The organism is Thiohalophilus sp. (assembly GCF_034522235.1).
GTDB lineage: Bacteria > Pseudomonadota > Gammaproteobacteria > UBA6429 > Thiohalophilaceae > Thiohalophilus.
The window spans coordinates 1349399-1375713 of sequence record NZ_JAXHLN010000003.1 but is presented as its reverse complement, the minus strand read 5'-3'; the positions used below and the strand labels follow the sequence as shown (position 1 = coordinate 1375713).

Genomic DNA, 26315 nt, shown 5'->3' with positions numbered 1-26315 from the left:
CTATATTCGTAGAGTGGATTCAGAATACGGGCAGGAGAAAACATGCATATCAAACAACTGTTAAATGAATGGGCCGGCAGCGCACGCCCCGAAGAACCGGTAATACGCAGCACAATTGAATTACCGCTGGAACAGGGCGCCCGGCTGCTGGCCTTGCAGGAGATGTACCCCGGTCGCACACAGGAGCAACTGTTGCTGGATCTTCTCACCACCGCACTGGATGAGCTGGAAGCCGCCCTGCCCTATGTCCCCGGTGACAAAGTCATCAGTGAAGACGATTACGGCGATCCAATTTACGAGGATATCGGGCCGACTCCCCGCTTTCTGGCGCTGACCCGCAAGTATCGGGAGCAGCTACAAAACCGTGACGCCGATACGTCGCCGCCGGCTCGCGGTTAAAACCGCGCGTTTATCTGTTGCGGCGTCATCTCGACCACCATATTTATAGTATAGTGTACTGTGTGACAGTCCACCGCAGTTTACGATGCCGCCGCCTCCCCGCAACGTCCAGTCCCGATAACCATGTTTGCCAACGAGCTTACCACCACACAGATTATCGCCATTGCCATTTTACCGACCCTGTTCGGCATCGTGGTACACGAGGTCGCCCACGGCTGGATGGCCAATCGGCTCGGGGATCCGACGGCCGCCATGTTGGGCCGACTCACCTTAAATCCCCTCAAGCATATCGACCCGGTCGGCACCATCCTGGTCCCGCTGATACTGATCCTCACCGTCGGCTTCGCCTTCGGCTGGGCCAGGCCGGTCCCCGTTAACTGGGATAATCTGCGCCATCCCCGACGGGACAGCGCCTGGGTGGCCGCCGCCGGTCCCGGCGCCAACTTTCTGATGGCCATTGGCTGGGGCATTATCGGCAAACTGGCCACGCTGTTGCCGGCCGGGCTGGAGAGCATCGCCCTGCCGCTGATCTATATGGGCATGTTCGGCATGTTCATTAATATTCTGCTGATGGTGTTCAATCTGATCCCGTTACCCCCGACCGACGGGGGCCGCATTGCGACCAGCCTGCTGCCCCCGCCGCTGGGCAATGCCCTGAGCCGGGTGGAACCTTTTGGTATTCCGATTCTGCTGGTACTGCTGCTGACCGGCGTGTTGTGGCGAGTCATCACCCCGTTTATCAGTGCCATACTGGGGTTGATTCAGCGCCTGCTTGGTGGTTGAGTAGCAGGGGGTAATAGGCCGCCGCATCACGCCAGCCGTTGATTCCTACACACCCCTTGTTTTCAACGCCAGCGTCCCGATATTGATCACACGAACTTTTATCAGGAGAGTATCCATGGCAACCCAGGCACATTTTACCCTCGGCCAGGTCGTTCATCACCTTAAATTCGACTATCGTGGCGTCATAGTGGACGTGGATCCGGTGTTCGAGGGCAGCGACGAATGGTACGAACAGGTCGCCCGTAGCCAGCCGCCCAGGGATCAGCCCTGGTATCACGTTCTGGTGGATAACGGTGACCACATGACCTATGTGGCCGAACGCCATCTGGAAGCCGATGAGAGCGGGGATCCGATCCGCCATCCGGCGCTGGAGAGTTTCTTTACTGATTTCAACGGCAGCAGCTATCGGCCCCGCCAATCGCTGAACTGAATACCACCGCCGGACGCGTCGCCGTGAACGATGCCAATACGCACACCCTGCGTCGCGCCACGGCGGCGGATCTGCCGGCAGTCAATAGCGTGATCGAGGCGGCCGTGATGGGCTGGGCATTGCCCGAACGGGTCAAGCGTCTGGCAATGCCCAGTTATCGTTATGACACCCATGATCTGTCCCATCTGCAGCTCTGGGTTGCCGAGACAGCCCGGGGTATCGTCGGCGTGGCAGCACTGGATACACCCGGGCCGCGTGAATTGCCCGCCACCGCCACCAGTGGATTGCTGTTGCACGGCCTCTATGTGCATCCCGATCACCAGCAGCGGGGCATCGGCGCACAGCTTTTACAGACGGCCGAACAACAGGTCCAGACACGCCGGCTCGACGGCCTGCTGGTGCGCGCACAGCGCGAGGCCGGCGACTTTTTCATCCATCAGGATCTGCAGCCGCTGGATACGGACGATCATGAACAGGATTATCAGCATCGCTACTGGAAACCGCGTCGTGCGTAACTCCGTTTCTTTATCTCCCTCAGACAGTCTCATTCCGACGCGTTGAACAGTGCAAAGACCTTTGGACATAAAGGGCAAATATTTTGCCCTCGAGGCGGCGCACAACTCCCCTTGCGGCAGGCTGATTTGTTATGCTGAGCGCCGTTTAAAACCCCGGTATCTGTAATAATGAAATGGTTGATTCGTTCCTTTTTCAAGACCCTGCGCGCGGTGCTTGCGCCCGTTATCCTGCTGCTCAATAAACTGACCACCCCGCGTGGCATCATCCGCGATCCCGAACAGCAGCAACAGATCGACGCGGCCACCCGGCAGCTGGCGCTCTATCAGTTTCGCAGTTGTCCGTTTTGCATCAAGGTGCGCCGCGCCGCCAGGCGCCTGTCACTGAACATTGAACAGCGGGACGCCCTGCACGATCCGACCCATCGCACCGCCCTGCTCGAAGGCGGCGGCGAGGTCAAGGTCCCCTGCCTGCGCATCACCGAAAACGATGGTCAGGTGCGCTGGTTGTACGAGTCGGACGACATCATCGCCTATCTACAGACCCGCTTTGCCGCCTGAGTCTGAACAAACTTCCACTACGGCGCCGAACGCCCGGCATCGTCGCCATTCTCGATCCCGTCATCAATGAGGGGCACAAAGGCGACCCCGAGCACCTTGCGGTGCTCGATTTTGCCGGCCGCATCGCGGCTGACGATCATTAATACCTGATAACCATAGGGCGGGCCAACCGGGATCACCAGCCGGCCGCCCGGTTTGAGCTGTTCCACCAGTGCCGGTGGAATTTCCCGGGCCGCGGCGGTGACAATGATCCCATCGAACGGAGCTTTCTCCCGCCAGCCGTTATAACCGTTGGCACAACGCACTTCGATATTGGTGTAACTCAGTTGCGCAAACCGCTCCTGCGCCGCCTCGGCCAGTGTGCAGAATCGCTCCAGGCTGTAAACCTGGCGGGCCAGTTGCGCCAGTACCGCCGCCTGATAGCCCGAGCCGGTGCCGATCTCCAGCACCACGCTGTCGGGCGTCAGATCCAGCAGATCGGTCATCAATGCCACGATATAGGGCTGGGAGATGGTCTGGCCGTCACCTATCGGCAGCGGGCCGTTGTCATAGGCACGATCCCGGTAGGCGGGCGGCACAAACGCCGCCCGATCCACCCTGGCCAGCGCCTGCATCACCGCGGCACTGAACCGGCTGCGCCCGGTATAGTCGGCGGTGTAGCGCGCCTCGGCCGCGATGGTATCGAGCATCTGTTGTTGGGCATCCTGCATTGTCAGCTCGCTCAGGTACCTTCCTGCCAGCTGGCCAGATAGGCCTGCTGGATCGGTGTCAGGGTATCGATTTAAATTTGCATGGCGGCCAGTTTGCGTCGGGCGGCATGAATGTGCCGGTAATACGCGTCGTGCGATTCCCCGCGCCAGGCGAAGACCGGAATATGCTCATGCTGCACCAGAGAGGCCGCCACATCATCCTGGGTACTCAGTGGATTACTGGCGCACAGCACCCGTTCGGCGCCGGCGGCCTTGAGCGTGCGGGCCAGGTTGGCGGTTTCGGTGGTAATGTGCAGACAACCGCTAAGACGTAAACCCTGCAAGGGTTTTTCCTGCGCCAGCTCCTGCATCAGATCCCGGATAACCGGCATCTCGGTCAATGCCCAGTCGATACGCGCGCGACCGACATCAGCCAGATCCGGATTGGCAATTTCCGCCATGGGTTATTCCCTCGCCTGTTGCCCCAATCTTTTTGAGTATAGCGGCTTGACCGATCTGTGCCCAAAACGCCGCCTGTTTGACTGCAATTCGTTGCAATAACCCGGTTGCGTTTTACGTTATCGGTTGCCGCCATCGCCGCAAGACAAATCGACGGCAAAAGCGAACTGTGACTATCAAATCCCACCCATAATACCGATACTTGAGATACACCGTGATATCCCCCAAATAGACATAGATAAAGCGGTCAATTTAATCTTTAATTTACTTACCGGAGTAAAACTCCGACAACCCGGGTTAAACATGGTCAGTGTCACGCGCAAACATCCCGAAATCGCTGCCGACAGTCCGGTGGATATCGACGCGTGGCTGGACAGTTTGCAGGCCAACTACAGCGCTGCGGAACTGGACCAGATCCGGCAGGCGGCCGCCCTGTCACGCCAGGCTCATGAAGGCCAGAGCCGGGCCTCGGGGGAACCCTATTTCATGCACAGCCTGGCGGTCGCCCAGATCCTGACCGAGCTGAATCTCGACGCCAGCAGCATCAGCGCCGCCATTTTGCATGATGTCGTGGAAGATACCCGTTTTACCCTCGAAGAACTGCAAGCCCGGTTCGGCGAGGATGTCGCGCATCTGGTCGACGGGGTCACCAAGATGGATATCATCGCCACCCTGCGCGGCGGCGATCTGCAGGAACAAAAAGAGCACCTGCAGGCCGAAAACCTGCGCAAGATGCTGCTGGCCATGGCCGAGGACGTTCGCGTGGTGCTGATCAAGCTGGCCGATCGCCTGCATAACATGCGCACCCTCTCCGCCCTGCCTGGCGAAAAACAGCGTCGTATCGCCCGCGAGACCATGGACATCTTCGCGCCGCTGGCCAATCGCCTCGGCATCTGGCAACTCAAATGGGAGCTGGAGGATCTCGCCTTCCGTTATCTGCACCCGGCCGACTATAAACAGATCGCCGCACATCTGGCCGAGCGTCGCAATGAACGGGAACACTATCTGACCCGGTTTGTTCATCAGCTGCAAGCGGAATTGGACAGGGCCGGGATTCAGGCCGAAGTCAAGGGCCGGGTCAAGCACATCTACGGCATCTGGAAGAAGATGCAGCGCAAGCAACAGGCCTTTCACCAGATTTACGACGTACGTGCCGTCCGCGTCTACGTGGAGACGCTTCCGGCCTGTTATGCGGCACTGGGGATTGTCCACACCCTGTGGAATTATCTGCCCGGCGAATTCGACGATTACATCGCCACCCCCAAGGAAAACAACTACCGCTCGATCCACACCGCGGTAATCGGTCCGGAAGGCAAAACCGTAGAAGTCCAGATCCGTACCTGGGATATGCACCAGGAATCGGAATATGGCGTGGCGGCGCACTGGCGCTACAAGGAAGGCATCCGGAGCAATCAGGCCTTCGATGAGAAAATCGCCTGGCTGCGTCAGTTGCTGGAATGGAAGGAAGATATTGTCGAGGCCGGCGAATTTGTCGATCAGTTCAAGTCCGAAGTGTTTACCGATCGGGTTTATGTCTTCACCCCGAAGGGCAACATCATCGATCTGCCCGCCGGCGCCACGCCGCTGGACTTTGCCTACCGGATTCATACCGAAGTCGGTCATCATTGTCGCGGCGCCAAGGTCAACGGTCGCATGGTCTCCCTGATTCATCCGCTGCATACCGGCGATCAGGTGGAAATACTCAGTGTCAAAAAAGGCGGACCCAGTCGCGACTGGATGAATCCGCAGCTGGGCTACCTGGTGACCAGCAAGGCGCGCCAGCAGGTGCAACGCTGGTTCCGGCTGCAGAATCTCGATCAGAATATTGCCGATGGCCGCAGTATTGTCGAGCGGGAGCTCAAACGGCTCGGCTTCAGCGATATTGGCTATGAAAAGCTGGCCAACCAGATGGGTTACAAACAGGTGGATGAGTTTCTCGCCGCGCTGGGGCGGGGGGATATCAAACCCGGACGCATCGCCACCGCGGCCCACCACCTCAGCGAACCGGCACCACAAAGCGAAACCGAAGCGCCCCTGCTGCGCAAACCCCGAGCCCACCCCGGCACCTCGGACATCGAAGTCCATGGTGTCGGCGATCTGCTGACCAAATTCGCACGCTGCTGCAAGCCGGTCCCCGGTGACGCCATTGTCGGCTTCATTACCCAGGGACAAGGCGTCTCCATACACCGACGTGACTGTCACAACGTGCTGCGCGCTATCGCCGAGCACCCCGAACGCTTCGTCGAAGTGGAATGGGGACGACGCTCCAGTGGCAGCTACCCGGTGGATATCGAAATCCAGGCTTACGATCGCCAGGGGTTGCTGCGCGACATCACCACTTTACTGGCCAATGCCGGTGTCGATGTCACCGCGGTCAACACCCAGTCACACAAACAGAGACACACCGCCACCTTGACCATCACCGCCGAAGTCCCCGACATCGACGCCCTGAGCACCGTACTGGCCCGCATCAACCAGCTCAATAACGTCACCGAAGTCCGGCGCAAGACAAAGTAAAATTATTCACCGCAGAGACACAGAGGAACGCAGAGAAATATTAAATAATCTGTAATCAGGTTCCCTGCACTTGTATCCGTCAGGGTAAAAGCCGGAAGCCCGTTACGCTGGCAAAAAGGCTTTTAATTCAACATTCACAATTCAAAATTCAACATTAAAAATATCTCTGCGTCTCTGCGGTGAATATTTTTTCAGAACAGCCCCATCTGGTCCCCGCTTCTGGGCGGAACCCGGAATTTCGAGCAGTCCAGTTCCAGAGTGCGCCGGTTAAGGCCGTGTTTTTTGCAGGCCAGCGCGAACCGTTTCGCGATCAGATCGGCATACTGCCCGCTGCCGCGCATGCGCTCGCCGAATTCGCTGCGATACGCCTGCCCGCCGCGCAGATCGCGGATGCGGCTGATCACATGCTCGGCCTTGAGGGGGTAGTGTTCCTGCAACCACTGAACAAAAAGATCTTTGATCTCATGCGGTAAACGCAGAATGACATAACTGGCTGATTCGGCGCCGGCCGCGGCACACTGGCCCAGCAACTGTTCGATCTCGTTATCATTGAGCACCGGAATAATCGGCGCCATCAGCACCCCGACCGGGATACCGGCCTGGCGCAAGCGGCGCACGGTCTCCAGGCGACGTTGCGGTGCGGCCGCACGGGGCTCCAGTCGGCGCCCCAGCGCCCGATCCAGGGTGGTGACCGAGATAAAAACCTTGACCAGCCCCGTTTCGGCCATCGGCGCAAGCAGATCGATATCCCGCTCGACCAGTGCGGATTTGGTAATAATCGACACGGGATGCTGGTGTGCTTTCAAAACCTGGATGATCTCACGGGTAATACCCAGCTGTCTTTCCAGCGGCTGATAGGCATCAGTATTGGCACCCAGGGCAATCACTTTGGGAACATAACTGTGCTTGCCAAGCTCTTTTGTCAGAAGCCCGGCCGCATCGGGTTTGGCAAAGATTTTACTTTCAAAGTCCAGCCCCGGCGACAGATCCAGATAGGCGTGAGTAGGCCGGGCAAAACAGTAACAACAGCCGTGCTCGCACCCCTTATAGGGATTGATCGAGTAAGTAAAAGGCACATCCGGGGAGTTATTCGAACTGATGATGGTACGACTGGTATCGGTAAACAGCTCGGTGCGTAGCGGCGTGCGCTCCGCCGGTTCCCAGCCATCATCGACGGCTTCCCGTTTGAGCTCAACAAAGCGTGAGACAACATTGCTGCCGGCGCCGCGCCCTTTGGGATGTGAGGAGGTATTCGATGACATCGTTAATCGGTTTATAATTCAAAGCTGCAACAAGATTCTTCAGCGCTGTGTCGCATCCGCCAGAGCCTGCAGCGGCTCGCCGCGCAGACGGAATATCTGCCACTCTTCCTTGGCAGTGGCACCCAGTGCTTCATAAAAGGCAATCGCTTTTTCATCCTCTCCCAATACCCACCATTCAAGGCGGCTGCAACCGCGCTGCAATGTCAGCCAGGCCAGATACGAAAGCAGACGCTTGCCGATGCCATGCGCGCGCCACTGCGGCCGCACATACAAATCTTCCAGATGCAGGCCACAGCGCCCCCGAAAAGTGGAGTAGTTGTTGTAAAACAGGGCAAATCCGGCCGCCGTCTCATCAATGTACGCCAGGACAACTTCCGCCTGGGGTTGCGGACCAAACAGCGCATTATGCAGATCCTGCTCGGTTGCCACCCGTTCGTGACCCAGCTGCAAATGCATCGCCAGATCGTCGATCATGGCGTGGATAATGGAAATATGCTCTGGCCTGGCCTCTACAATCTGTATGTCTGTGCCATGAGTCATAACTCAATCCTGCCGGCCGCTGAAGCGTCAATCACCGTCAGTTTTCCTGAGCGGCCTGGACCTTGTGCTTGGTTTTCAGCATATCCTTGTGCGAGACATACAACAGATCGGAGATTTTACGGATCAGATACTCTTCATGGGCATCCAGTTCATTGTCCGCATAGGCAATCGTCCAGAGATACTCCACCACCTTGATCTTTTTTTCTTCCGGAAAATGGCTGTGTATCAGGCGGGTGAACTGATGAAAGTCCGTCGCCTGTTTCGCCTCTTCCCGCGCCAGGTCAAACAGGGTCCGGGTCTCCGACTCGCTCAGCTCGAATTTGATCCCCAGCGCGGACTTGACTGCCTGAATCTCATCTTCGGTGGTTCGGCCATCCTGCTGCATCATCTCGATCAGCAGTGCGGCGGTCGCCAGCTTCAACTGGTGTTCGGTATCGTCCGGTTGTTCCGGCGAAATATTCTGTTCAAAAAACTGTTTTATCGCATTAAGCATGGCATATCGACTTTATTAATAACCCGGATAAAATTTGACCGTACTCGAGGTCTTAACTCAGTCTATCAAAGGTCTTACACCAGAAAAAGTAATCCAGCAAAACCCCTGTGTCGCTTTTGACGTGTTCTACATGGACTATACTGGGTATATCTGACTATTTGCCGTATACACAGAGGTGTATCATGACAATGGCACGCACGCTGCAGGAGTATCTCGCCCACAAAGGTATCGCCTATGATCTGCTGCCACACAGACGCACGGATACGAGTATCAACAGCGCCCACAGTGCTCATATCCCGGCTGATCGACTGGCCAAGCCGGTGATTCTGGAGGATGAAGACGGTTATGTCATGGTGGTAATCCCGGCCAATCGACATGTGCGGATCGGGCGACTCAATCAACTGCTTAACCGGCGCATGGGACTCGCGACCGAGGCCGAGTTAACGCCGTTATTCGGCGATTGCGACCCTGGCGCTGTGCCGCCATTGGGGGATGCCTACGGCATTGCCACGGTGGTGGATGAAAGCCTCGACCAGTGCCCGGATGTGTATCTGGAGGCCGGGGATCACGAGGATCTGATCCATTTAAAAGGTTCGGCCTTTCGTCGACTGATGCGCGGTTCTCAACACGCCCGTCTTTGTAAACCCAGAGAAACCTAAAGAAAATAAGGAAAAGGCGGGTATTGGGGCAAACGGCAAGACTGGCAGCGAACGCCGCCAGCCTGCCTACGGTTTAATATACGATAGCACGCGCCAGGACGATCATCAGCACAAAAAAGCCAAACAGGCCGGCGAAAAGATAGGTCAGGGTGCGTTTAACGGCTTTATCTTCCATTGGCAAATCCTCATTATTAAATAGTTACGGTTCACCGACACGCGTAACACGCATCCCGGAACCCCTTGAAAGCGGTCATCAGTTTAGGGATTGTCTCCTGACAAGGACACTTCATATATTTAATTCATGGATAAGCCAATTCTTGAGTAAAATACTAGGGTATTTTATGGGGAATTGCATCTTCAAGGGAAAGCACTACACTGTGAATAGCCAACCACAGAAATTCAATCAGGAGGAAACATGAATCCAAACATGGGGACTGTTGACCGGACCATCCGGATCATCATTGCCGTCGTTATCGCCGCGTTATATCTGACTGAGGTTATCTCCGGTACCCTGGCGATTGTACTGGGTGTTATTGCGCTGGTGTTCCTGCTCACCAGTATCATCGGCTTCTGCCCCGTTTATGCACCACTGAAGATATCCACCAAAGGCAAGAATTGAACATTCCAGCGATGCCACTCTACTGAGAAGATTCTGCTGACGCGGGGCACGCTTTGCCCCGCCCGGCGGACTACTTCACCACCAGTTCGATAGTCGCATCGACTGTCACACGCAAGGTTTGTTTTCCCGGCTCTAGCTGCGGTGCCGCCACCTGACTCTCCTGCATCACCGACAGACTACGCATTCGCGTCGGGCGAATCGTTTGCTCCTGCGTATTGATATTCATCGGGATGGTCGAGGGCAGCACCGCCCACCGCCAACGCTGGCTGCGGAACATGACCCGCCTGGGACGGGCAGCTCGCTAGCGGTCCAATATATTGCCCGCCCCCTCTTTTCCGACTGCGGGGTATGCTATCATCGCGCCCCTCTTTGTACACTCTTTACCCCGGAAGCCTCCCTTGATTACAACCGCCAATATCACCATGCAGTTTGGGGCCAAACCCCTGTTTGAAAATATCTCTGTCAAATTCGGCAACGGCAATCGCTACGGCCTGATTGGCGCCAACGGCTGTGGCAAATCCACGCTGATGAAAATACTCGGCAACGATCTGGCTCCCAGCTCCGGCAACGTCTCGGTGGATGAAAACGAGCGGGTCGGCAAGCTGCGCCAGGACCAGTTCGCGTTTGAAGAATACACCGTGCTGGATACGGTCATCATGGGCCATGACCGGCTGTGGCAGGTGAAGCAGGAGCGGGATCGCATCTATTCCCAGGCGGAAATGAGCGAAGAGGACGGCATGCAGGTGGCCGAACTGGAGGTCGAGTTCGCCGAACTGGACGGCTATACCGCCGAGGCCCGGGCCGGCGAATTGCTGCTGGGGCTGGAGATTCCCGAACAACAGCACACCGGCCCGATGAGCGCCGTGGCCCCCGGCTGGAAACTGCGCGTGTTGCTGGCCCAGGCGCTGTTTGCCGATCCGGACATCATGCTGCTGGACGAGCCGACCAATAACCTGGATATCAACACCATTCGCTGGCTGGAACGCGTGCTCAACGAACGCAACAGCACCATGGTAATCATTTCCCATGATCGTCATTTTCTCAACAGCGTCTGTACCCACATGGCCGATCTGGACTACGGCGAACTGCGTGTCTATCCCGGCAATTACGACGAGTACATGACCGCAGCCACCCAGGCCCGCGAGCGGCTGTTGAACGAAAACGCCAAGAAAAAGGCCCAGATCGCCGAACTGCAGACCTTCGTCAGTCGCTTCTCGGCCAATGCCTCCAAGGCCAAACAGGCCACTTCGCGTGCCAGACAGATCGAAAAAATCGAACTCGAAGAGGTCAAACCCTCCTCCCGACAAAGCCCGTTCATCCGCTTTGACCAGGCCAAGAAACTCTATCGCAACGCGCTGGAGGTCAATGATCTGAGCAAGGGTTTCGATGACGAAATCCTGTTCGAAAACCTGAATCTGCTGATTGAAGTGGGCGAACGCATCGCCATAATCGGCCCCAACGGCATTGGCAAGACCACCCTGCTGCGCACCCTGGTCAATGAGCTGACGCCTGACAGCGGCACTGTGAAATGGTCGGAGAACATCAACATCGGTTACTGTGCCCAGGATCATACCAGTGACTTCAGCCACGATCAGTCGCTGTTTGACTGGATGAGTCAGTGGAAACAGACCGGCGATGACGAGCAGGCCGTACGTGCGGTACTGGGCCGGATGCTGTTCTCCCAGGACGAGATCAAAAAATCGGTCAATGCCCTCTCCGGGGGCGAACAGGGTCGCATGCTGTTCGGCCAGCTGATGCTGCAAAAACCCAATGTGCTGGTGATGGACGAGCCCACCAACCATCTGGACATGGAATCCATCGAAGCACTGAACCTGGCGCTGGAGAATTACACCGGCACGTTGATCTTCGTCAGCCACGACACCGAGTTCGTCTCCTCGCTGGCGACCCGGATCATCGAACTATCCGCCAGGGGCGTGACAAATTTCAGTGGTACTTACGATGAATACCTGCGTGATCAGGCTGACGCCGGGGTAGCACCCCGGCAGGGGCTAGGGGCCAGGGGCTAACCTTGTCGATCACGCTGGCGATAGCCTGCGTGACACCCCTGCCGATGCGGAGAATGTCAGGTAGCGCTGTGCGCAACCTGACATTCTAAATCGAGTCACACATGATCTCTGGGTTTTGTGCGTACTTTAAGTTCATCGGATAATTCTTGGATATCCACCTCATCAAGAAATCCTTCCTGGCGTAGCATCATAAGTTGTATTTCAGCTTTTGACCGACTATGGTCATCAAAGAGTAAAGCAACCTGCTTATTGTAGTTCACAATTGTTTTATACAAATAAAGATATTTTCCATGGCTTGTTGGAATATCACTACTCGCCAACCCCTCCGAAATATCTTGTAATATACCCCCGCAGAAGCGCTCCAAAGCCGCTTCTTTTATTGTCTTGAATTTCTTCCAGTCCGATTCAGAGATCATTGTGTGTTTATATGCGTAACGTTAGAATTGTGAGGGCGGATAAAGCGCGCGGCGCTTTAGACGGTCCAACACGAATGACTTGTTATGCAACTGTGTTTCGATAACATGAGATCTTATATTTACTTGCATAGTTTAGTGTAAATTTCAACAAAGCGATCAATATCATTTACAGTTGCTGCCCCTGTAAGTAAAAGCGCAGCAAAATCTTCTTCGCCTGCTTTTTGCGCACTCTTTTGTAATTGCTTTTTTTCTTCGAGAGTTTGTTTAAACTCATTAACTAATGAAACGCAATATTGATTTATAAACTGATCAGCCTGTTTTTTAGTGGTTATTTCAGCGAATGAATTTCCACTAAGAAAAAAATAACAGAATGCGACGAAAAATATTTTTTTTATTATCTGATACCTCAGTCAATATAAGGTGCATAACAGTGATTTAGACAGACGTCTGTCTTTTACGGTATTAGGCAGACGTCTGCCTATCCCAGGCTAAAGCCTGAAAATACAGATACCCCTAATCCTAGCAAGCATTCCCCGGTTTTTTCGACACACGACACACGAGACACGAATTTTCTCGTGATATCAGGGTTTTCCCCTACTATCGCTAGACTGTTTTGGTCCCGTCAGACGCCGCCGAGCATCGCAGTGGAGGGAGGATCAGCCCGAAGGGTGGCGGCAGGGATGCCGCCACTCGGCAGTCGGCACACGGAAGTGCCGTCTGCCGAGCCCGACTGGAGCGAGAAGCGCAGGGAACCGGTATAGCAATTGATAAATTGCTATACCGGCGGCGTCTTTCGGGCGCGGTTTCTTTGGTTCGTTTCTTTATCGCGTAATAAAGAAATGAACTCGCCGCGCGGGCGCGAGAGCCCGCTTTCAAGATTCAGCTCGCCCGCAGGGCGATCATTTTAGTGAGGATTGGGGATCAGCATCGGGAGATTGCTTCGCTTTGCTCGCAATGACCACTCATAGTCAGATTATTGCGAGGGATAAGCTGACGAGGCCATCGTTTTGAACAAGGATTCAAAACTTTTATTCAGGCACGCGGGCAAACCAGATGATGTGCCGCGCCCCCTTTTTGCCGTGGGCGCGCACCTTGACCTCGTCCACCTCGAAGCCGACCTTGTGCAGTCGCTGCATAAACTCCGGCGCCGCGCCGGCCGACCAGACCGCCAGCACCCCGCCCGGGCGTAATGCGCCGTACATCGCATTCAGGCCATCCATGCCATACAGCCAGTTATTCTTTTTATGGGTCAGTCCTTCCGGGCCGTTATCCACATCCAGCACGATCGCGTCATAATACTGCTCGCCACGCGTTATCTGTTGCGCCACATCCCCTTCCTGCACGCTGACCCGGGGATCCCGCAGGGGATAGCCGGCACAGACGCCCAGCGGCCCGCGATTCCAGGCCACCACCGCCGGCACCAGCTCGGCCACCGTGATCGCGGCCTGCTCGCCGCAATGGGCCAGTGCCGCGGCCAGGGTAAAACCCATGCCCAGACCACCAATGAGTACACGGGGATTGGCCGTCCCCAGGCGGGAACAGGTCTGTTCGGCCAGCGCCTCTTCGGAGCCGTGGACCCGGCTGCTCATCAGCTCGCCGCGACCGGCAAGCTTGATCGAGAATTCATCGCCGCGCTGATACAGCTGCAACTTACCGCCATTACCGGGCACGGTGGCGCTGTCGAGCAGCTTCCAGGGCGTCACAGAAAACGTGTCAGGTCAAAGACACGGGGACGAAACTCGCTACTCATTTTTATCGTCCAGCAAGGACTTGAGATCGGCGAAGGGATTGTATGTGGCACCGGCAGTCCTGTTACTCGAGCCGGAACCGGTCCCCTGTTGCGCCTCCAGCTGCCGCTGATGTTCATTATCGTGGCAATACAGGCACAACAACTCCCAGTTGCTGCCATCGGGCGGGTTATTATCATGATTGTGGTCGCGGTGATGGACTGTCAGCTCACGCAGATTCTTGCCGCTGAACTCGCGGCCGCAACGCCCGCAAACATGGGGATACATCTTCAAAGCCTGTTCGCGATAACCCTGCTCGCGCTGCTCGCTGGCACGGCGTGCCTCGGCCACGATCTGTTCCAGTTTACTGTTGTCTGATTTTGCCATCAAATTCTCCATCTATCGGGAAAGCCGGGTATGCTTGCCACCCGGCAGACTGACTATAGTCAGTCTGCCCGATAACAATCAACCTCATCACACCGCCCCAGAAGCATGTTAATAAAAGTATGACGGACCCCGGCGCTGCTGTCACGGAAGAAACGGTAATCGACATGCTGCTGTGGCTGTTTGGGATCGATCACGATGCCCCACAACGGCCGAACACTGTTGGGCAACATGCTGTAGCGCATATCGCCGAGGACATTCTCCTGCTGTGGATCGAACGCAACGAAACCATCGGAAAACCGTTCGAAACGGCGGATATCCCCGGCCAGGGTTGTCTGCGGTTCCAGTTGCGGCAGATCGCGATGTTGAATGAAGCGGGCCACCGAATCGCCGGGAAAAATCAACCTGTCGGCCAGCAGGCCGACCCGTACCGCATCCACATAAATCCGCCCATCATGCACATACACCGAACGCCATAACAGCAGGTTGCCCATGGTCGGTTTCACCACCTGTCGTTGCGGCACGTGGGAGCGCGCGGCAGTCACTTCTGCCATCACATTCTGCGCACGCTGTTGTTGCACGCCGGCGAAGCCCAGATAACCGGCACCCAAGATCAGTGCACCCAACGCCAGCCGCCGCTCGGGGAGTCTGAGACCCAGCAATAGTCCCAGCAGCAGGATCAAGGTAAATACCGGATCGACGATTGCGATGAGATTCAGCGCAACCCGCTGTTCGGAAAAAGGCCAGAACAGCATTGTACCGTAGCTGGTCAGTGCATCCAGCACCCCGCTGAGGCTGAAGCCGGCAAGGCAGAAAAGATAGAGTCGCTTGAGTGATAGATGGCGACGCAGCAACGGCCACAGAATCAGAGCAGCAATAGCCCCACCGGGGGGAATGAACAACAGCGAATGGGTAAAATGGCGATGAAACTCGATATTCAGCAGCGGATCGTCTGCCGAATGGATCAGAATATCCAGATCCGCAAGCAGACCGGCAAACAGGCCGGCCAGTGTCGCCACTTTTTTCTCGCCTTTGCGGGCGATCGACTGCACCAGCACACCGCCAAGCAGACCCTGGGTCAGAATATCCATAGCCGGTAACTATACCTGAAAGTCTTAATGCCGTTAATGTCAGATACTCTGCAAATACCTGATAACATATGATTACCATCATCGGTCCAAATGACGCTTGAGATCGACCCGACCTGCTGTGCTCACACCAGCTTGCATGTCGGACTGACTGATAAAACAGACCAGCACCGTTAGTTATGCCGCGCCCTCACGCAAGGTGGCAATCGGTGGGTGGGTTAACACGCTGCGAGTCCCGAGCAGACCTGCGCTCGCGACGATCAGGATACCGCTGACAACGCCAATCAGTACGATGCTGATGTCAAACCGATAATCAAACCCGAACAGAAACTCGGCCAGCACCCAGGCCAGTGACGTCGCGGAGAGGCCCGCCAACAGCCCCGACAGCGCACCCAGGACAGTAAATTCGGAAAGCAGTCCAAACATCAATGTGCGTTGCTTGGCTCCCAGGGTCCGCAACACCGCATTTTCGAAACGCCGCTCATCCTGGTTGGCCTGGATCGCGGCGTACAGAACAGCCAGCCCTGCCAGCAGGGTAAACAGAAAAATAAATTCGATCGCCTGCGATACGCGATCCATAATGTTGCGTACCCGCAACATGATGGTTTCCACATCGATCAAGGTCACATTTGGAAATTCACGCACCAGTGTTCCCAACTGTTGACGCTGCTCCTTATTCAAGTACACACTGGTGATCCAGCTGGCCGGTTTGTCTTCCAGAAAACCGGGTGCAACCACGGTAAAGAAATTGATATTGAAACTGTCCCACTCCACCGCGCGCAGATTATAGACAGTCAAGTCGACTAGCTCCCCATTGACATCAAACCCCATGACATCATTCACACCGAGTCCCAGGGTCTCGGCCAGGCCCGCTTCCAGTGAAATCAGCGGTTGACCAATATCCTCCTCGCCCCACCACTGCCCCGCCACCAGAGTATTGTCCCGTTGCATTTTCTCTGCCCAGGAAAGATTAAACTCACGGCTCACCATGCGTTGTGCACGGTCATCCTCATAATCCGAACGCTCTACCGGTTCGCCATTAATTTCCACCAGCCGCGCACGCACCATGGGATATAAACGGGTATTTTTGACACCGCGCTCGGAAAAAAACTGTTGAATTTCCTCGGTCTGATCCGGCTGGACGTTAATAACAAAATGATTGGGCGCATCCGCCGGCAAACTGCGTTGCCAGTCTTCCAGCAGATCGGAGCGTACAGTGGACAACAGTAACAACACCATGATTCCGATACCAAACGCCACGATCTGGACAACACTGCTGGCGGGACGTCGGGAAATATTGGCAAGCCCAAAGCGCCACGCGACGCCGACCTGCCCGCGCAAACGATTCACCAGACGAATCAATCCATATGCCGCGCCAGTCAGTACCAACAATGTCACCAGCATGCCGCCAAACACCAGCGCCACCAGTTTGAGATTACCAATCTGCCAGTACAGCAACAACACCATGCAGATCACCACCGCCAGATAGAGTATCCAGCCGCTCACCGGTTGAGGCATCATCTCCTTGCGCAATACCCGCAATGGCGGCACGGCGCGTAGCGCCAGCAGTGGCGGCAGGGCAAAGCCCATCAACAGGACAATACCGGTCGCATAACCCGGCAAAATCACCTTGAAGGAGGGAGGCGGCAGCCGGGCGATTAACAACTGATCCAGTAATTCGGTAATCACATACTGGGTGAAGAACCCCAGCACACAACCAACCGTACTGGCCAGCAGAGCCAACCAGATCATCTCCAGACTGAACAGTGCAATGATGGTACGTTGCGCCGCACCCAGGCAACGTAACATGGCACTGGTATCCAGATGCCGACGGGTAAAACGGTACGCCACGGTGGCAATCGCCACGCCGGCCAGCAGTACGCTGATCAGCGCCGCCAAACCCAGGAACTGCCGGGCCCGTTGCAAGGCGGTGTTGAGCTCAGGGCGCCCCTCTTCGACCGTTAATAGTCGCTCGTTGTCACGCAGGCGTTGCTCCAGATTCCGACGATAATCCTCAATCTGCTCACGCGAACCGGCAATCAGTACACGATAGCTAACCCGCGAACCGGTGCCGATCAGACCGGTAGCATCCAGATCCCGACTATTCATCAACACCCGTGGTGCCACGCTGAACATATCGCCACCACGATCCGGCTCGTAGCGTAGTACTTTGCGCAGGGTAAAACGCTTGTTCCCGAGACTGACCTTGTCGCCCATCTCAATATCCAGCAGTGGCAACAGGCGCGCATCCACCCAGATATCCCCTTGGGCCGGAATTGTGGTTGTCGCCTGATCCGCGGCAAAGGGCGTATCACTGACGCGCAGAGTCCCGCGCAGAGGGTAACCTTGCGAGACCGCCTTGACTTCAACCAGTTGCGGGGTATCAGTACTCAATATCACACTGCGAAACTCTTGGGTTGTCGCAACCTGTAGCTGGCGTTCACGGGCGGATTCGAGGTAGTCAGTCACCCGGACCTGTCGTGAGCGGATTACCAGATCAGCGCCGATCAGTTCGGCGGATTGTTCCTGCATACCACGTTCTATGCGATCGGTAAAAAAACCCACGGCAGTGATGCTGGTCACCGCAATCACCAGTCCCAGCGCGAGAATACTGAGTTCACCACCACGCCAGTCACGCCACAACATGCGCCATGAGTTGAACCAGTAGAATGCCGCTCCCAGAGATTTCTCAGTCATGCGGATCAATTGCAGGCGAGTCAATGATGTGTCCGGCATCCAGGTACAAGCGCCGGTGACACATTTTCGACAAATTGTGATCATGAGTGGCCATAATCAATGTAGTACCGTGCTCACTGTTGAGTTCAAACAACAGCGCGATGATCCGCTTGCCGGTCTTGCTATCGAGATTGCCGGTCGGTTCGTCGGCGAACAGGCAGCGGGGTTGCGTGGCAAAAGCGCGGGCAATGGCACAACGCTGTTGTTCGCCGCCGGATAATTGATTGGGGTAGTGGTGCAGGCGCTCGCCAAGCCCGACGCGCACCAGCAGTTCACTGGCCGTTTCGCGCGGATGCGGCGTCTGTGCTAATTCAAGGGGCAACATCACGTTCTCCAGTGCGGTCAGACCAGGCAACAGCTGAAAGTTCTGGAACACAAAGCCGACCAGCTCAGCCCGTAGTTGAGCACGACCGTCTTCATCAAAGGTATTCAGGGCCTGACCATCGAGGATTACCTCACCTTCGGTCGGTGTATCCAGGCCCGCGAGCAACCCCAGCAAGGTAGTTTTGCCCGAGCCCGAAGTACCTAAAATGGCCAATGACGTTCCCGCCTCGACGCTAAAATTGATATCATGCAACAGAGTCAGTACCCCGTCGCGGGTAATGACCTGTTTACCCAGGTTCTGAGCTTCGACAAAGGCACGGGAAATACGTTCTGACATGATGACAACAATCTCTCGATTAATTCTGCCCGCACTGGTTTGCGTGCTAATGGCCGCCAACCATAGCGCGTACAGCGAAAATAAAAAACAGGAAAATATTCTGGTCTTGGGAGATAGCCTTAGCGGCGCTTACGGCATCGACCGGGAACAGGGCTGGGTCGCGCTGTTGCAGAGAAAACTGGCAAATCAAGGCTATGATTATACAATTATCAATGCCAGTGTCAGTGGAGACACAACCCGGACCGGACTCAGTCGTATTGATTCGGCCTTGCACAACCATAAACCGGCGATTGTCATTATCGCACTTGGCGGCAATGACGGCTTGCGCGGCCTGCCCTTTTCCGAGATCAAAACCAGTCTGGCGAACATTATTGAACGGAGTCAGGAACAACACGCCCGGGTCCTGCTGGCCGGTGTGCGCCTGCCACCTAACTATGGTGCCGCTTATAATGCCCGATTCGCGGCACTGTATCAGGAACTCGCCGAACGCTACAACATCCCTCTGGTTCCCCGAATTCTCAATCAGGTTGCCGACGACGCCTCACTGATGCAAAACGACGGCATTCACCCGACGGCAGAAGCCCAACCGAGCATCATGCGCAATGTCTGGGAAGAACTGGTGCCGCTGCTGGAACCGACCCACTGATGCATTATCCCGGCTGGATAACAGACCTGCTGCAGCAACCTGACCTGGCGCCCGGCAACGCCAGGCAATTCATGCCACAGACATTGTTCGATGTTTTTTGCGAAAGTTGCCAAAATTCAAACAGGAGCGTGCAATGAGCCTGGCCCTGCTGGTCATCGTCATCAGTCTCGCGTTATTAATCTGGAGCGCGGACCGATTCGTGGAAGGCTCGGCCGCGGCGGCCCGCTACCTTGGCATGCCGCCGTTACTGATCGGTATGGTCATTATCGGCTTTGGGACCTCCGCACCGGAGATGGTAGTCTCGGCCCTGGCTGCCTGGCAGGGCACTCCGGGGCTGGCACTGGGCAACGCCTACGGCTCCAATATCACCAACATCGCCCTGATCCTGGGACTGACGGCTCTTCTCAGTCCAATTGCGGTGCACTCTCAAGTTTTACGCAAGGAACTGCCGATTCTCACTCTGGTTACCGCGCTGGCCGCCTGGCAGTTGTGGGATGGCAGGCTGAGTCGACTGGATGCGGGAATATTGCTACTGGTATTCGGCGGCCTGATGGGCTGGTCCATTTACCAAGGACTGCGAGCGCGTAGTGACCCCCTTGCAAATGAAATGGAGGCCGAACTGGCTTCTCATCCTTTGCCGCTTAAGCGGGCACTAATCTGGCTTTTTATCGGTCTGGTGCTGTTGATTGTCAGCTCCCGGGGACTGGTATGGGGAGCCGTGGAGATCGCCCGGGGATTTGGTGTTAGCGATCTGATCATCGGTCTGACGGTTGTCGCAGTGGGAACCTCTCTGCCGGAACTGGCCTCATCCCTTGCCGCGGTGCGCAAAGGCGAGCATGACCTTGCGCTGGGCAATGTACTCGGCTCTAACCTGTTCAATACTCTGGCGGTAGTCGGCATAGCGGGGATGATTCAACCGATGGCGATCCCGGGCGAGGTTCTGACACGTGACATACTGGTCATGGGAGTGTTGACTCTATCGCTGTTTCTATTCGGATATCGTCTACACGGTGGCGGTCGCATTAACCGGCTGGAAGGAGGGCTGCTGCTAACGGCATTTGGGGGATATACAGGCTATCTTGTCATATATGTGGCAGGAGCCGGCTAACAAGACGGTTGACAGTTACTCCTGTTCGCCCCTTGCCAATACCACCCGGTTTTTGCCGCCACGCTTGCCCTGGTACATCGCCTTGTCGGAAAATTGAATGGTTTTCTCGACACCCTGCGCATCACTGTACTGGCACGCGCCGAAAGTAATCGTTGCTGCATGCATAACGCAAACTCCTTTAACAACACATCGCCGGTATGATGGCCAAAACGGTCATCAATATTCTTGAAATCATCGATATCACCCAGCGCCAGAACAAAGGGCTTTTTGAACCGACGGAAACGACTGACCTCATCTTCTATCGCCTGCATCATCGCATGACGATTAAGTAATCTTGTTAGTGAATCATACGTAGCAAGCTCTTTATACGCTTCGGTCAGCTTCTGGAGCTGCCTTTCCGAGTCATTGACCCCCTTGGAGTAATAATGCGCCAGATAGGCCACCAGCGCCACGGTGGCAATTAGATTACCGATATGCAACAGGTGAATAGCACGAAAATCCAAATGATATACCGGGAACATTCCAAGCGGGTCGGTATAAAGCACAATCATCAACCCGACAGGAACAGCGGACAGAATAACTTCAAAATCACCTCGATGTAGGTCAACCACAAGGCCAGATAATAATGGCCATTGCGGTTGAGATAGAGCGCCAGGGAAAATATTACCAGGCTGAAAGATTAGAACATTTTAATCGTTTTCGACAGGCACTGACCGAAATTCCACTCAGAAAAAACCTATGTAGTTGCTCGGTAAACACGCCGCCGTGGCAGCAACCCGCCTCCTGTGCGGCGCCGATCAGCCGCGCTTGCTGTAGTCGCCGTTGTCGGATAACCCGCCAGTCACCCGGCAACGGCACTGTTCCGCCTCCCTGTTCCCAATCACACCCATCGATCGCGCCAGGCAGCGCTGATCGCGCAGTGCGTCACCAACTTCACGATCAGCGGGAGTCGTGGAGTGCGCCTCCTACTCACTGACTCGCCTGGGTAGCAGCCAAATGGTCTTTTTCACCATACAGCGACAGATAAAAAGATTGAAAAAGCGCCGCGTGTCGCGGCCAATTTTGACATGATTACCGCATAGATAGAGCGGTTTTTGTTCTTCGCACCATTAGCGTGCAGGAAAGTCCGGAACGTTCCAGGCGGGTGCGAAAACCTAACACCGGGCGAGTCAATTCAAATAAATCAAACCCGGAGCAATAATGTATTTCATTTAAATACAGTGACTTGCCTCAATGAAGCACTACGGTCATTCGGCTGGCATGATTGTTGAAAGAGGTTTGTTGTAGCGCGTGTTCACAAGACTCAATCAAACCCTGGAGGTGAGCCGTCATGAACAGTCAGTTTAATTACGCCACGTTCGTTGAGTTATTTTTGAAGTCCGACGAAGACCATGAGCCTTACGGCGTTAGCCAATCCGTCCCGCCAGCGGCCACGGAGCCGGTTGCCGCTGATAACGTGTTATCTCCTCCCGCCTGATGGTGGAAACCTCGATGCGGATTCAACTCCGCCTTTGGCGCAGTCTTCCCCGGGCTGTGCCTTTTCTTTTTCCGGAATCCGCAAATCGGGTCTATACTTTGCCTTCCCTTACCGGGTTTGCCACATGGATGGCATAACCCGGATCCAGACTTGTCCATAACGGGTCGCTCAGGAGATAAGCTATGCAAATACAGGATATCCGGCAAATCGCCAAACAGCACGGTCTGAAGACCTCGCGCCAGAGCAAGGTTGAGCTGGTACGGCAGATCCAGTCGGCGGAAGGCAACTTCAACTGCTTTGCCACCGCCGTCAACGGGATCTGCGACCAGCAGAGCTGCCTGTGGCGAGAGGACTGTTTTGCCGCAGCGAAGAAACGTCTGAATTAAAAAGCCCGCAAAATCAGGGCGTACGACTATCCCGTAGAGCCTGTTCGTACAATTCGGTGTAGGCCGACGCACTGCGTTCCCAGGAAAAATCCCGTTGCATGGCAAACTGTTGCAGCTGTCGCCAGCTCAGCGGGGTCTGATAGCGCCGTACAGCCCGCTGCAGGCTTGCCTGCAGTGCCGCTGTGCTGACCTCCCGCATGACAAATCCGCTGGCCTCACCCCGTTGCAGCGCCTCACCCGCGGCATCAATAACGGTATCCACCAACCCGCCGACAGCGGTGACTAACGGCAGGGTGCCATAACGTTGACTGTACATCTGGTTGAGCCCGCAGGGCTCAAAGCGCGAGGGCATTAAAAACAGATCGGCACCCGCTTCGATGCGGTGAGCCAGTTTCTCGTCATAGCCAATCGTTACTGCTAACTTTCGGGGATATTGCTCTATCGCCTGTTGTAGTACCCGTTCATATCGTTTGTCGCCACTGCCGAGTATCACCAGTTGCACAGGAAGGCTGAATAACCGTGGCAGGCTGTCGAGGACAAGATCAATCCCCTTCTGTTCCACCAGGCGGGAAACCATACCTATCAACATGGACTCGTCGGTTTGCGGCAGCCCAAAGTGCGCTTGCAGGGCTGCCTTATTGGCCTGTTTGTCTGCCAGATGCCGCCGGTTGTAGCGCTTGACAATAAAGCGATCGGTACCCGGGTTCCAGGTACGGGTATCAATTCCGTTGAGTATACCACTGAGCCGATCGGACCTGTGTGCCAGAACGCCTTCCATACCATGACCGAATGTTGCAGTCTGGATCTCCCGGGCATAGGTCGGACTGACGGTGGTAACCCGATCGGCATACACCAGTCCACCTTTGATGAAGGAAAAGCGGCCGTAATATTCGAGACGGCTGAAGTGCCACAGGGACTCGGGCAGGCCGAGTTCTTCAAAAGCTGGACGATCGAAAATACCCTGATAAGCCAGATTGTGTATGGTAAACACGCTGCCGGGTCGGTCGGGCTGCGATTCAAGATAGACCGGAATCAAACCGCATTGCCAGTCATTGCCGTGGATAATATCCGGCTGCCAGTCGAGACCGGGTTGACCGACAGCCAGGCGAGCTGCTACTTGATCAAACAGTGCAAACCGCTGCGCATTATCAGGCCAGGGTTCGCCATCGGCATCATGATATGGATTACCGGGACGATCGAACAGCGGCGGGCAATCCACCAACCAGGTAACAACCCGACTGCCGGGCAAGGTTGTCTGCCATAGCACCACCGGATAGTTATCAATCGTCAATTCAATCAGGTGACGTGGTCGATGAGAAAGATTCTGCAACAGGTCACGATAAGCCGGTAACAACAGACGCACATCGTGCCCCAGTTGTTGCAAAGCGCGCGGCAGACTGCCGGCCACATCGCCCAGACCACCGGTTTTGATCAGCGGGTAAGCCTCACTGCTGCAATACAGAATGCGCCTTGAGACCATTAGTCAGCGATATATTCAAGTATAATCCCGGCCAGCGGCGGCAGGGTCAGTGATAGTGAATCTGGCCTCCCCATCCAGCTCACGCCGGTGGTATGCAACTCACCCAGATTGCCGACATTACTGCCAGCGTAAAATTGTGAATCGGAGTTATGAATTTCACGATAACGCCCCGCCTGCGGCACGCCAATGCGGTAGCCCTCGCGTGGTATCGGGGTAAAATTCAACAGCACGATCACAAAACGATCGTCACTTTTACGAATAAAACTGATAATTGATTGCTCCGAATCGTGGCAGTCGATCCAGTCAAATCCCTGATAATCAAAATCGTAAACGTGCAATGCCGGTTCACGCCGATACAGGCTATTGAGATCGCCAACCAGTTTTTGCAACCCGTGATGTACCGGGTATTCGAGCACATACCATTGCAACTGTTCTTTGGCATTCCATTCGGGACCCTGACCGAACTCACAACCCATAAACAGCAATTTCTTTCCCGGATAGGCGTACATAAAGGTATATAACAATCTCAGATTGGCGAATTTCTGCCATTCGTCACCGGGCATTTTGTATAGCAATGACGACTTTCCATGCACGACTTCGTCGTGGGAAAAAGGCAGAATAAAGTTCTCAGTAAACAGATAGAGCAGACCAAAGGTCAACTTGTCGTGATGATAGCGGCGATGGATCGGGTCCTGGGCGAAGTATTCCAACACGTCATGCATCCAGCCCATATTCCATTTCATGGAAAAACCCAGCCCGCCCAGCTCCACGGGTCGGGTCACCTGCGGCCAGGACGTCGACTCCTCGGCCATGATCAAGGTACCGGGGACTTCCCGATGGGTCACGGTATTCATTTCACGCAAAAACTCCAGGGCCTCGAGGTTTTCGTTACCGCCGTGGATATTGGGCAACCACTCCTCCTGCTTGTCCTTGGAATAATCGAGATACAGCATCGAAGCCACAGCATCGACCCGTAGCCCGTCGAGATGATACTCCTGTAGCCAGAAAACGGCGCTGCTGATCAGAAAATTACGCACCTCGTTGCGCCCGTAATTGTAAATCAGTGTCCCCCAATCCGGATGCGCGCCACGTCGCGGATCTTCGTGTTCGTACAGGGCGCTGCCGTCATACTGTGCCAGGGCAAAGGCATCACGCGGAAAGTGAGCCGGTACCCAGTCGAGCAACACCCCGATACCGTGTTGGTGACAGTAATCGACAAAATAGCGAAACTCATCAGGACGACCAAAACGGACGGTGGGCGCAAAATAGCCGGTAGTCTGATAACCCCAGGAGTCATCGAAGGGATGCTCGGTAATCGGCAACAGTTCAATGTGGGTAAAACCCAGCTCGCTGACATAATCGACGATCCGGTGTGCCAGCTCCCGATAATCCAGATAACCGCCCTGTTCATTACGCTGCCAGGACCCGAGATGAATCTCATAGATGCTCATCGGCCGGTGCAACCAGTCATGGGCCTGACGTTGCGCCAGCCATGTGTCGTCCTGCCAGCGATACTGGCTCTGGAATACGACTGAAGCGGTACTTGGCCGCAGTTCCGCTTGTTGCGCGTAGGGATCGAACTTCTGCTTTACCTCGCCGCTGTCGCGATTGCGAATTTCGTATTTGTACAGCTCGCCGACCGACAGCCCGGGAATAAACAGCTCCCATACCCCGCTGCTGTTTCGCGAGCGCATTGGATGACAGCGGCCGTCCCAGCGGTTGAAGCTGCCAATGACGCTGACCCGTTCGGCATTGGGCGCCCAGGTAGCAAAACGGATGCCGTCGATGCCGTCGATATTGCAGGCATGGGCCCCCAGGATACGATAGGCATGCAGGTGTTTACCTGCTGAAAACAGATTGAGATCATAATCGGACAATAATTGACCAAAAGCATAAGGATCATGAATCAGGCGAGTAATGCCGTCGCTGTCGATCTGTCGCAGGCGGTAATAACGGGGCACCTGGGTGGCATCGCCCCGCCACTCAAAAATATCACTGTTACCCACCCGTTGAAAAAGCGCGTCATTATCATCCAGTCTGAGCTCCCGGGTATGCGGCAGCAGAACACGAATAAACGTCTCTCCGCCCTGTTCATGGCGTCCCAGTACAGCAAAGGGATCGTGATGACGGGCCTGCAACAGGCGCTGCAGATCGGCAGTGACGCCTGACTGCTTATCGGCTCGCATACCCGTATTCGATGTATTTGATATCATTCAATGCCCGGAATTGCCTGCTGCATTGGCACAGCCACGTTTC

Annotated in this window: 26 protein-coding genes and 1 pseudogene; 12 read left to right on the top strand and 15 right to left on the bottom strand. The window is 55.4% G+C overall.

The window, feature by feature from the left end:
* Nucleotides 1-42: 42 nt before the first annotated feature.
* The 5 genes from U5J94_RS09670 to U5J94_RS09650 all read left to right on the top strand — a co-directional run bounded on the left by U5J94_RS09670 (nucleotide 43) and on the right by U5J94_RS09650 (nucleotide 2685).
* Nucleotides 43-399 carry a pilin assembly protein gene (locus U5J94_RS09670; protein WP_322565434.1) on the top strand — a complete coding sequence of 119 codons (357 nt, stop codon included), beginning with the start codon at nucleotides 43-45 and terminating at the stop codon, nucleotides 397-399.
* Nucleotides 400-522: 123 nt separating this feature from the next.
* Nucleotides 523-1182 carry a site-2 protease family protein gene (locus U5J94_RS09665; protein ID WP_322565433.1) on the top strand — a complete coding sequence of 220 codons (660 nt, stop codon included), beginning with the start codon at nucleotides 523-525 and terminating at the stop codon, nucleotides 1180-1182.
* 115 nt (nucleotides 1183-1297) lie between these two features.
* Nucleotides 1298-1612 carry a heat shock protein HspQ gene (gene hspQ / locus U5J94_RS09660; protein WP_322565432.1) on the top strand — a complete coding sequence of 105 codons (315 nt, stop codon included), beginning with the start codon at nucleotides 1298-1300 and terminating at the stop codon, nucleotides 1610-1612.
* A 23-nt stretch (nucleotides 1613-1635) separates the two neighbouring features.
* Nucleotides 1636-2127 carry a GNAT family N-acetyltransferase gene (locus U5J94_RS09655; RefSeq protein WP_322565431.1) on the top strand — a complete coding sequence of 164 codons (492 nt, stop codon included), beginning with the start codon at nucleotides 1636-1638 and terminating at the stop codon, nucleotides 2125-2127.
* A gap of 168 nt (nucleotides 2128-2295) precedes the next feature.
* Nucleotides 2296-2685, top strand: coding sequence for a glutaredoxin family protein (locus tag U5J94_RS09650; RefSeq protein ID WP_322565430.1), 390 nt, complete (start codon nucleotides 2296-2298; stop codon nucleotides 2683-2685).
* 17 nt (nucleotides 2686-2702) lie between these two features.
* On the opposite strand, the gene U5J94_RS09645 is transcribed toward U5J94_RS09650, so the two are convergent.
* Both U5J94_RS09645 and U5J94_RS09640 read right to left on the bottom strand, forming a co-directional pair.
* Complete coding sequence (locus U5J94_RS09645) at nucleotides 2703-3395, bottom strand: protein-L-isoaspartate(D-aspartate) O-methyltransferase (RefSeq protein ID WP_322565429.1); 693 nt, start codon at nucleotides 3393-3395, stop codon at nucleotides 2703-2705.
* 101 nt (nucleotides 3396-3496) lie between these two features.
* Nucleotides 3497-3835: pseudogene (locus tag U5J94_RS09640) on the bottom strand (adenosylhomocysteinase); the annotation flags it as partial.
* Between the two features lie 301 nt (nucleotides 3836-4136).
* On the opposite strand from U5J94_RS09640, the gene relA reads away from it, so the two are divergent.
* Nucleotides 4137-6350, top strand: a complete 2214-nt coding sequence (gene relA, locus U5J94_RS09635) for a GTP diphosphokinase (protein WP_322565427.1) — start codon at nucleotides 4137-4139, stop codon at nucleotides 6348-6350.
* A 191-nt stretch (nucleotides 6351-6541) separates the two neighbouring features.
* On the opposite strand, the gene U5J94_RS09630 is transcribed toward relA, so the two are convergent.
* The 3 genes from U5J94_RS09630 to U5J94_RS09620 are packed head-to-tail and all read right to left on the bottom strand — an operon-like array spanning nucleotide 6542 to nucleotide 8645.
* Nucleotides 6542-7612, bottom strand: a complete 1071-nt coding sequence (locus U5J94_RS09630; protein ID WP_322565426.1) for a PA0069 family radical SAM protein — start codon at nucleotides 7610-7612, stop codon at nucleotides 6542-6544.
* Between the two features lie 39 nt (nucleotides 7613-7651).
* Complete coding sequence (locus tag U5J94_RS09625) at nucleotides 7652-8152, bottom strand: GNAT family N-acetyltransferase (RefSeq protein WP_322565425.1); 501 nt, start codon at nucleotides 8150-8152, stop codon at nucleotides 7652-7654.
* Between the two features lie 37 nt (nucleotides 8153-8189).
* Entirely contained in the window at nucleotides 8190-8645 is a 456-nt protein-coding gene (locus U5J94_RS09620) for a TerB family tellurite resistance protein (RefSeq protein WP_322565424.1), read from the bottom strand.
* 182 nt (nucleotides 8646-8827) lie between these two features.
* Between U5J94_RS09620 and U5J94_RS09615 the strand changes: the two genes are divergently transcribed.
* Together U5J94_RS09615 and U5J94_RS09610 are read left to right on the top strand one after the other, a co-directional pair.
* Complete coding sequence (locus tag U5J94_RS09615; protein WP_322565423.1) at nucleotides 8828-9304, top strand: YbaK/EbsC family protein; 477 nt, start codon at nucleotides 8828-8830, stop codon at nucleotides 9302-9304.
* Nucleotides 9305-9719: 415 nt separating this feature from the next.
* Complete coding sequence (locus U5J94_RS09610) at nucleotides 9720-9923, top strand: DUF2892 domain-containing protein (RefSeq protein WP_322565422.1); 204 nt, start codon at nucleotides 9720-9722, stop codon at nucleotides 9921-9923.
* Between the two features lie 70 nt (nucleotides 9924-9993).
* On the opposite strand, the gene U5J94_RS09605 is transcribed toward U5J94_RS09610, so the two are convergent.
* On the bottom strand, nucleotides 9994-10149 hold the full coding sequence (locus U5J94_RS09605) for a hypothetical protein (protein WP_322565421.1): 156 nt from the start codon (nucleotides 10147-10149) through the stop codon (nucleotides 9994-9996).
* Between the two features lie 172 nt (nucleotides 10150-10321).
* Here U5J94_RS09605 and U5J94_RS09600 point away from each other — a divergent pair, with 172 nt between their 5' ends.
* Nucleotides 10322-11950: an ABC-F family ATPase gene (locus U5J94_RS09600; protein ID WP_322565420.1), complete on the top strand. Its 1629-nt coding sequence runs from the start codon at nucleotides 10322-10324 to the stop codon at nucleotides 11948-11950.
* Nucleotides 11951-12045: 95 nt separating this feature from the next.
* Here U5J94_RS09600 and U5J94_RS09595 read toward each other — a convergent pair whose 3' ends face one another.
* The 6 genes from U5J94_RS09595 to U5J94_RS09570 all read right to left on the bottom strand — a co-directional run bounded on the left by U5J94_RS09595 (nucleotide 12046) and on the right by U5J94_RS09570 (nucleotide 18950).
* A complete protein-coding gene (locus U5J94_RS09595) occupies nucleotides 12046-12366 on the bottom strand; it encodes a hypothetical protein (protein WP_322565419.1) in 321 nt (106 codons plus the stop codon).
* Between the two features lie 1028 nt (nucleotides 12367-13394).
* Complete coding sequence (locus U5J94_RS09590; RefSeq protein ID WP_322565418.1) at nucleotides 13395-14069, bottom strand: spermidine synthase; 675 nt, start codon at nucleotides 14067-14069, stop codon at nucleotides 13395-13397.
* A 39-nt stretch (nucleotides 14070-14108) separates the two neighbouring features.
* Nucleotides 14109-14480: a YajD family HNH nuclease gene (locus U5J94_RS09585; protein WP_322565417.1), complete on the bottom strand. Its 372-nt coding sequence runs from the start codon at nucleotides 14478-14480 to the stop codon at nucleotides 14109-14111.
* A 59-nt stretch (nucleotides 14481-14539) separates the two neighbouring features.
* Entirely contained in the window at nucleotides 14540-15568 is a 1029-nt protein-coding gene (locus U5J94_RS09580; RefSeq protein WP_322565416.1) for a metal-dependent hydrolase, read from the bottom strand.
* Nucleotides 15569-15742: 174 nt separating this feature from the next.
* Entirely contained in the window at nucleotides 15743-18262 is a 2520-nt protein-coding gene (locus tag U5J94_RS09575; protein WP_322565415.1) for an ABC transporter permease, read from the bottom strand.
* Entirely contained in the window at nucleotides 18255-18950 is a 696-nt protein-coding gene (locus tag U5J94_RS09570) for an ABC transporter ATP-binding protein (protein ID WP_322566483.1), read from the bottom strand. Before U5J94_RS09570 ends, U5J94_RS09575 begins: the two co-directional genes overlap by 8 nt.
* A gap of 118 nt (nucleotides 18951-19068) precedes the next feature.
* Between U5J94_RS09570 and U5J94_RS09565 the strand changes: the two genes are divergently transcribed.
* Complete coding sequence (locus U5J94_RS09565) at nucleotides 19069-19608, top strand: arylesterase (protein ID WP_322565414.1); 540 nt, start codon at nucleotides 19069-19071, stop codon at nucleotides 19606-19608.
* A gap of 133 nt (nucleotides 19609-19741) precedes the next feature.
* Nucleotides 19742-20716 (top strand): calcium/sodium antiporter, encoded by a 975-nt coding sequence (locus tag U5J94_RS09560; protein WP_322565413.1) that lies wholly within the window; start codon nucleotides 19742-19744, stop codon nucleotides 20714-20716.
* Here the strand turns inward: U5J94_RS09560 and U5J94_RS09555 are convergent.
* Nucleotides 20713-21327 (bottom strand): GGDEF domain-containing protein, encoded by a 615-nt coding sequence (locus tag U5J94_RS09555; protein ID WP_322565412.1) that lies wholly within the window; start codon nucleotides 21325-21327, stop codon nucleotides 20713-20715. The two genes, U5J94_RS09560 and U5J94_RS09555, sit on opposite strands and share 4 nt — an antisense overlap.
* Before the next feature lie 1048 nt (nucleotides 21328-22375).
* Here U5J94_RS09555 and U5J94_RS09550 point away from each other — a divergent pair.
* Nucleotides 22376-22579 carry a hypothetical protein gene (locus U5J94_RS09550; RefSeq protein WP_322565411.1) on the top strand — a complete coding sequence of 68 codons (204 nt, stop codon included), beginning with the start codon at nucleotides 22376-22378 and terminating at the stop codon, nucleotides 22577-22579.
* 13 nt (nucleotides 22580-22592) lie between these two features.
* Here the strand turns inward: U5J94_RS09550 and glgA are convergent, their stop codons facing one another.
* Complete coding sequence (gene glgA, locus U5J94_RS09545) at nucleotides 22593-24059, bottom strand: glycogen synthase GlgA (protein ID WP_322565410.1); 1467 nt, start codon at nucleotides 24057-24059, stop codon at nucleotides 22593-22595.
* Nucleotides 24059-26245 carry a 1,4-alpha-glucan branching protein GlgB gene (gene glgB, locus U5J94_RS09540; RefSeq protein ID WP_322565409.1) on the bottom strand — a complete coding sequence of 729 codons (2187 nt, stop codon included), beginning with the start codon at nucleotides 26243-26245 and terminating at the stop codon, nucleotides 24059-24061. Before glgB ends, glgA begins: the two co-directional genes overlap by 1 nt.
* Nucleotides 26246-26315 lie beyond the last annotated feature (70 nt).

Coding starts and splice junctions, on each gene's coding strand:
- U5J94_RS09585 (WP_322565417.1), bottom strand. CDS start 14,480: ATGGCAAAATCAGACAACAGTAAACTGGAACAGATCGTGGCCGAGGCA.
- glgA (WP_322565410.1), bottom strand. CDS start 24,059: ATGGTCTCAAGGCGCATTCTGTATTGCAGCAGTGAGGCTTACCCGCTG.
- U5J94_RS09625 (WP_322565425.1), bottom strand. CDS start 8,152: ATGACTCATGGCACAGACATACAGATTGTAGAGGCCAGGCCAGAGCAT.
- glgB (WP_322565409.1), bottom strand. CDS start 26,245: ATGCGAGCCGATAAGCAGTCAGGCGTCACTGCCGATCTGCAGCGCCTG.
- U5J94_RS09550 (WP_322565411.1), top strand. CDS start 22,376: ATGCAAATACAGGATATCCGGCAAATCGCCAAACAGCACGGTCTGAAG.
- U5J94_RS09630 (WP_322565426.1), bottom strand. CDS start 7,612: ATGTCATCGAATACCTCCTCACATCCCAAAGGGCGCGGCGCCGGCAGC.
- relA (WP_322565427.1), top strand. CDS start 4,137: ATGGTCAGTGTCACGCGCAAACATCCCGAAATCGCTGCCGACAGTCCG.
- U5J94_RS09580 (WP_322565416.1), bottom strand. CDS start 15,568: ATGGATATTCTGACCCAGGGTCTGCTTGGCGGTGTGCTGGTGCAGTCG.
- U5J94_RS09575 (WP_322565415.1), bottom strand. CDS start 18,262: ATGACTGAGAAATCTCTGGGAGCGGCATTCTACTGGTTCAACTCATGG.
- U5J94_RS09560 (WP_322565413.1), top strand. CDS start 19,742: ATGAGCCTGGCCCTGCTGGTCATCGTCATCAGTCTCGCGTTATTAATC.
- U5J94_RS09650 (WP_322565430.1), top strand. CDS start 2,296: ATGAAATGGTTGATTCGTTCCTTTTTCAAGACCCTGCGCGCGGTGCTT.
- U5J94_RS09605 (WP_322565421.1), bottom strand. CDS start 10,149: ATGAATATCAATACGCAGGAGCAAACGATTCGCCCGACGCGAATGCGT.
- U5J94_RS09620 (WP_322565424.1), bottom strand. CDS start 8,645: ATGCTTAATGCGATAAAACAGTTTTTTGAACAGAATATTTCGCCGGAA.
- U5J94_RS09645 (WP_322565429.1), bottom strand. CDS start 3,395: ATGCAGGATGCCCAACAACAGATGCTCGATACCATCGCGGCCGAGGCG.
- hspQ (WP_322565432.1), top strand. CDS start 1,298: ATGGCAACCCAGGCACATTTTACCCTCGGCCAGGTCGTTCATCACCTT.
- U5J94_RS09595 (WP_322565419.1), bottom strand. CDS start 12,366: ATGATCTCTGAATCGGACTGGAAGAAATTCAAGACAATAAAAGAAGCG.
- U5J94_RS09665 (WP_322565433.1), top strand. CDS start 523: ATGTTTGCCAACGAGCTTACCACCACACAGATTATCGCCATTGCCATT.
- U5J94_RS09670 (WP_322565434.1), top strand. CDS start 43: ATGCATATCAAACAACTGTTAAATGAATGGGCCGGCAGCGCACGCCCC.
- U5J94_RS09615 (WP_322565423.1), top strand. CDS start 8,828: ATGACAATGGCACGCACGCTGCAGGAGTATCTCGCCCACAAAGGTATC.
- U5J94_RS09610 (WP_322565422.1), top strand. CDS start 9,720: ATGAATCCAAACATGGGGACTGTTGACCGGACCATCCGGATCATCATT.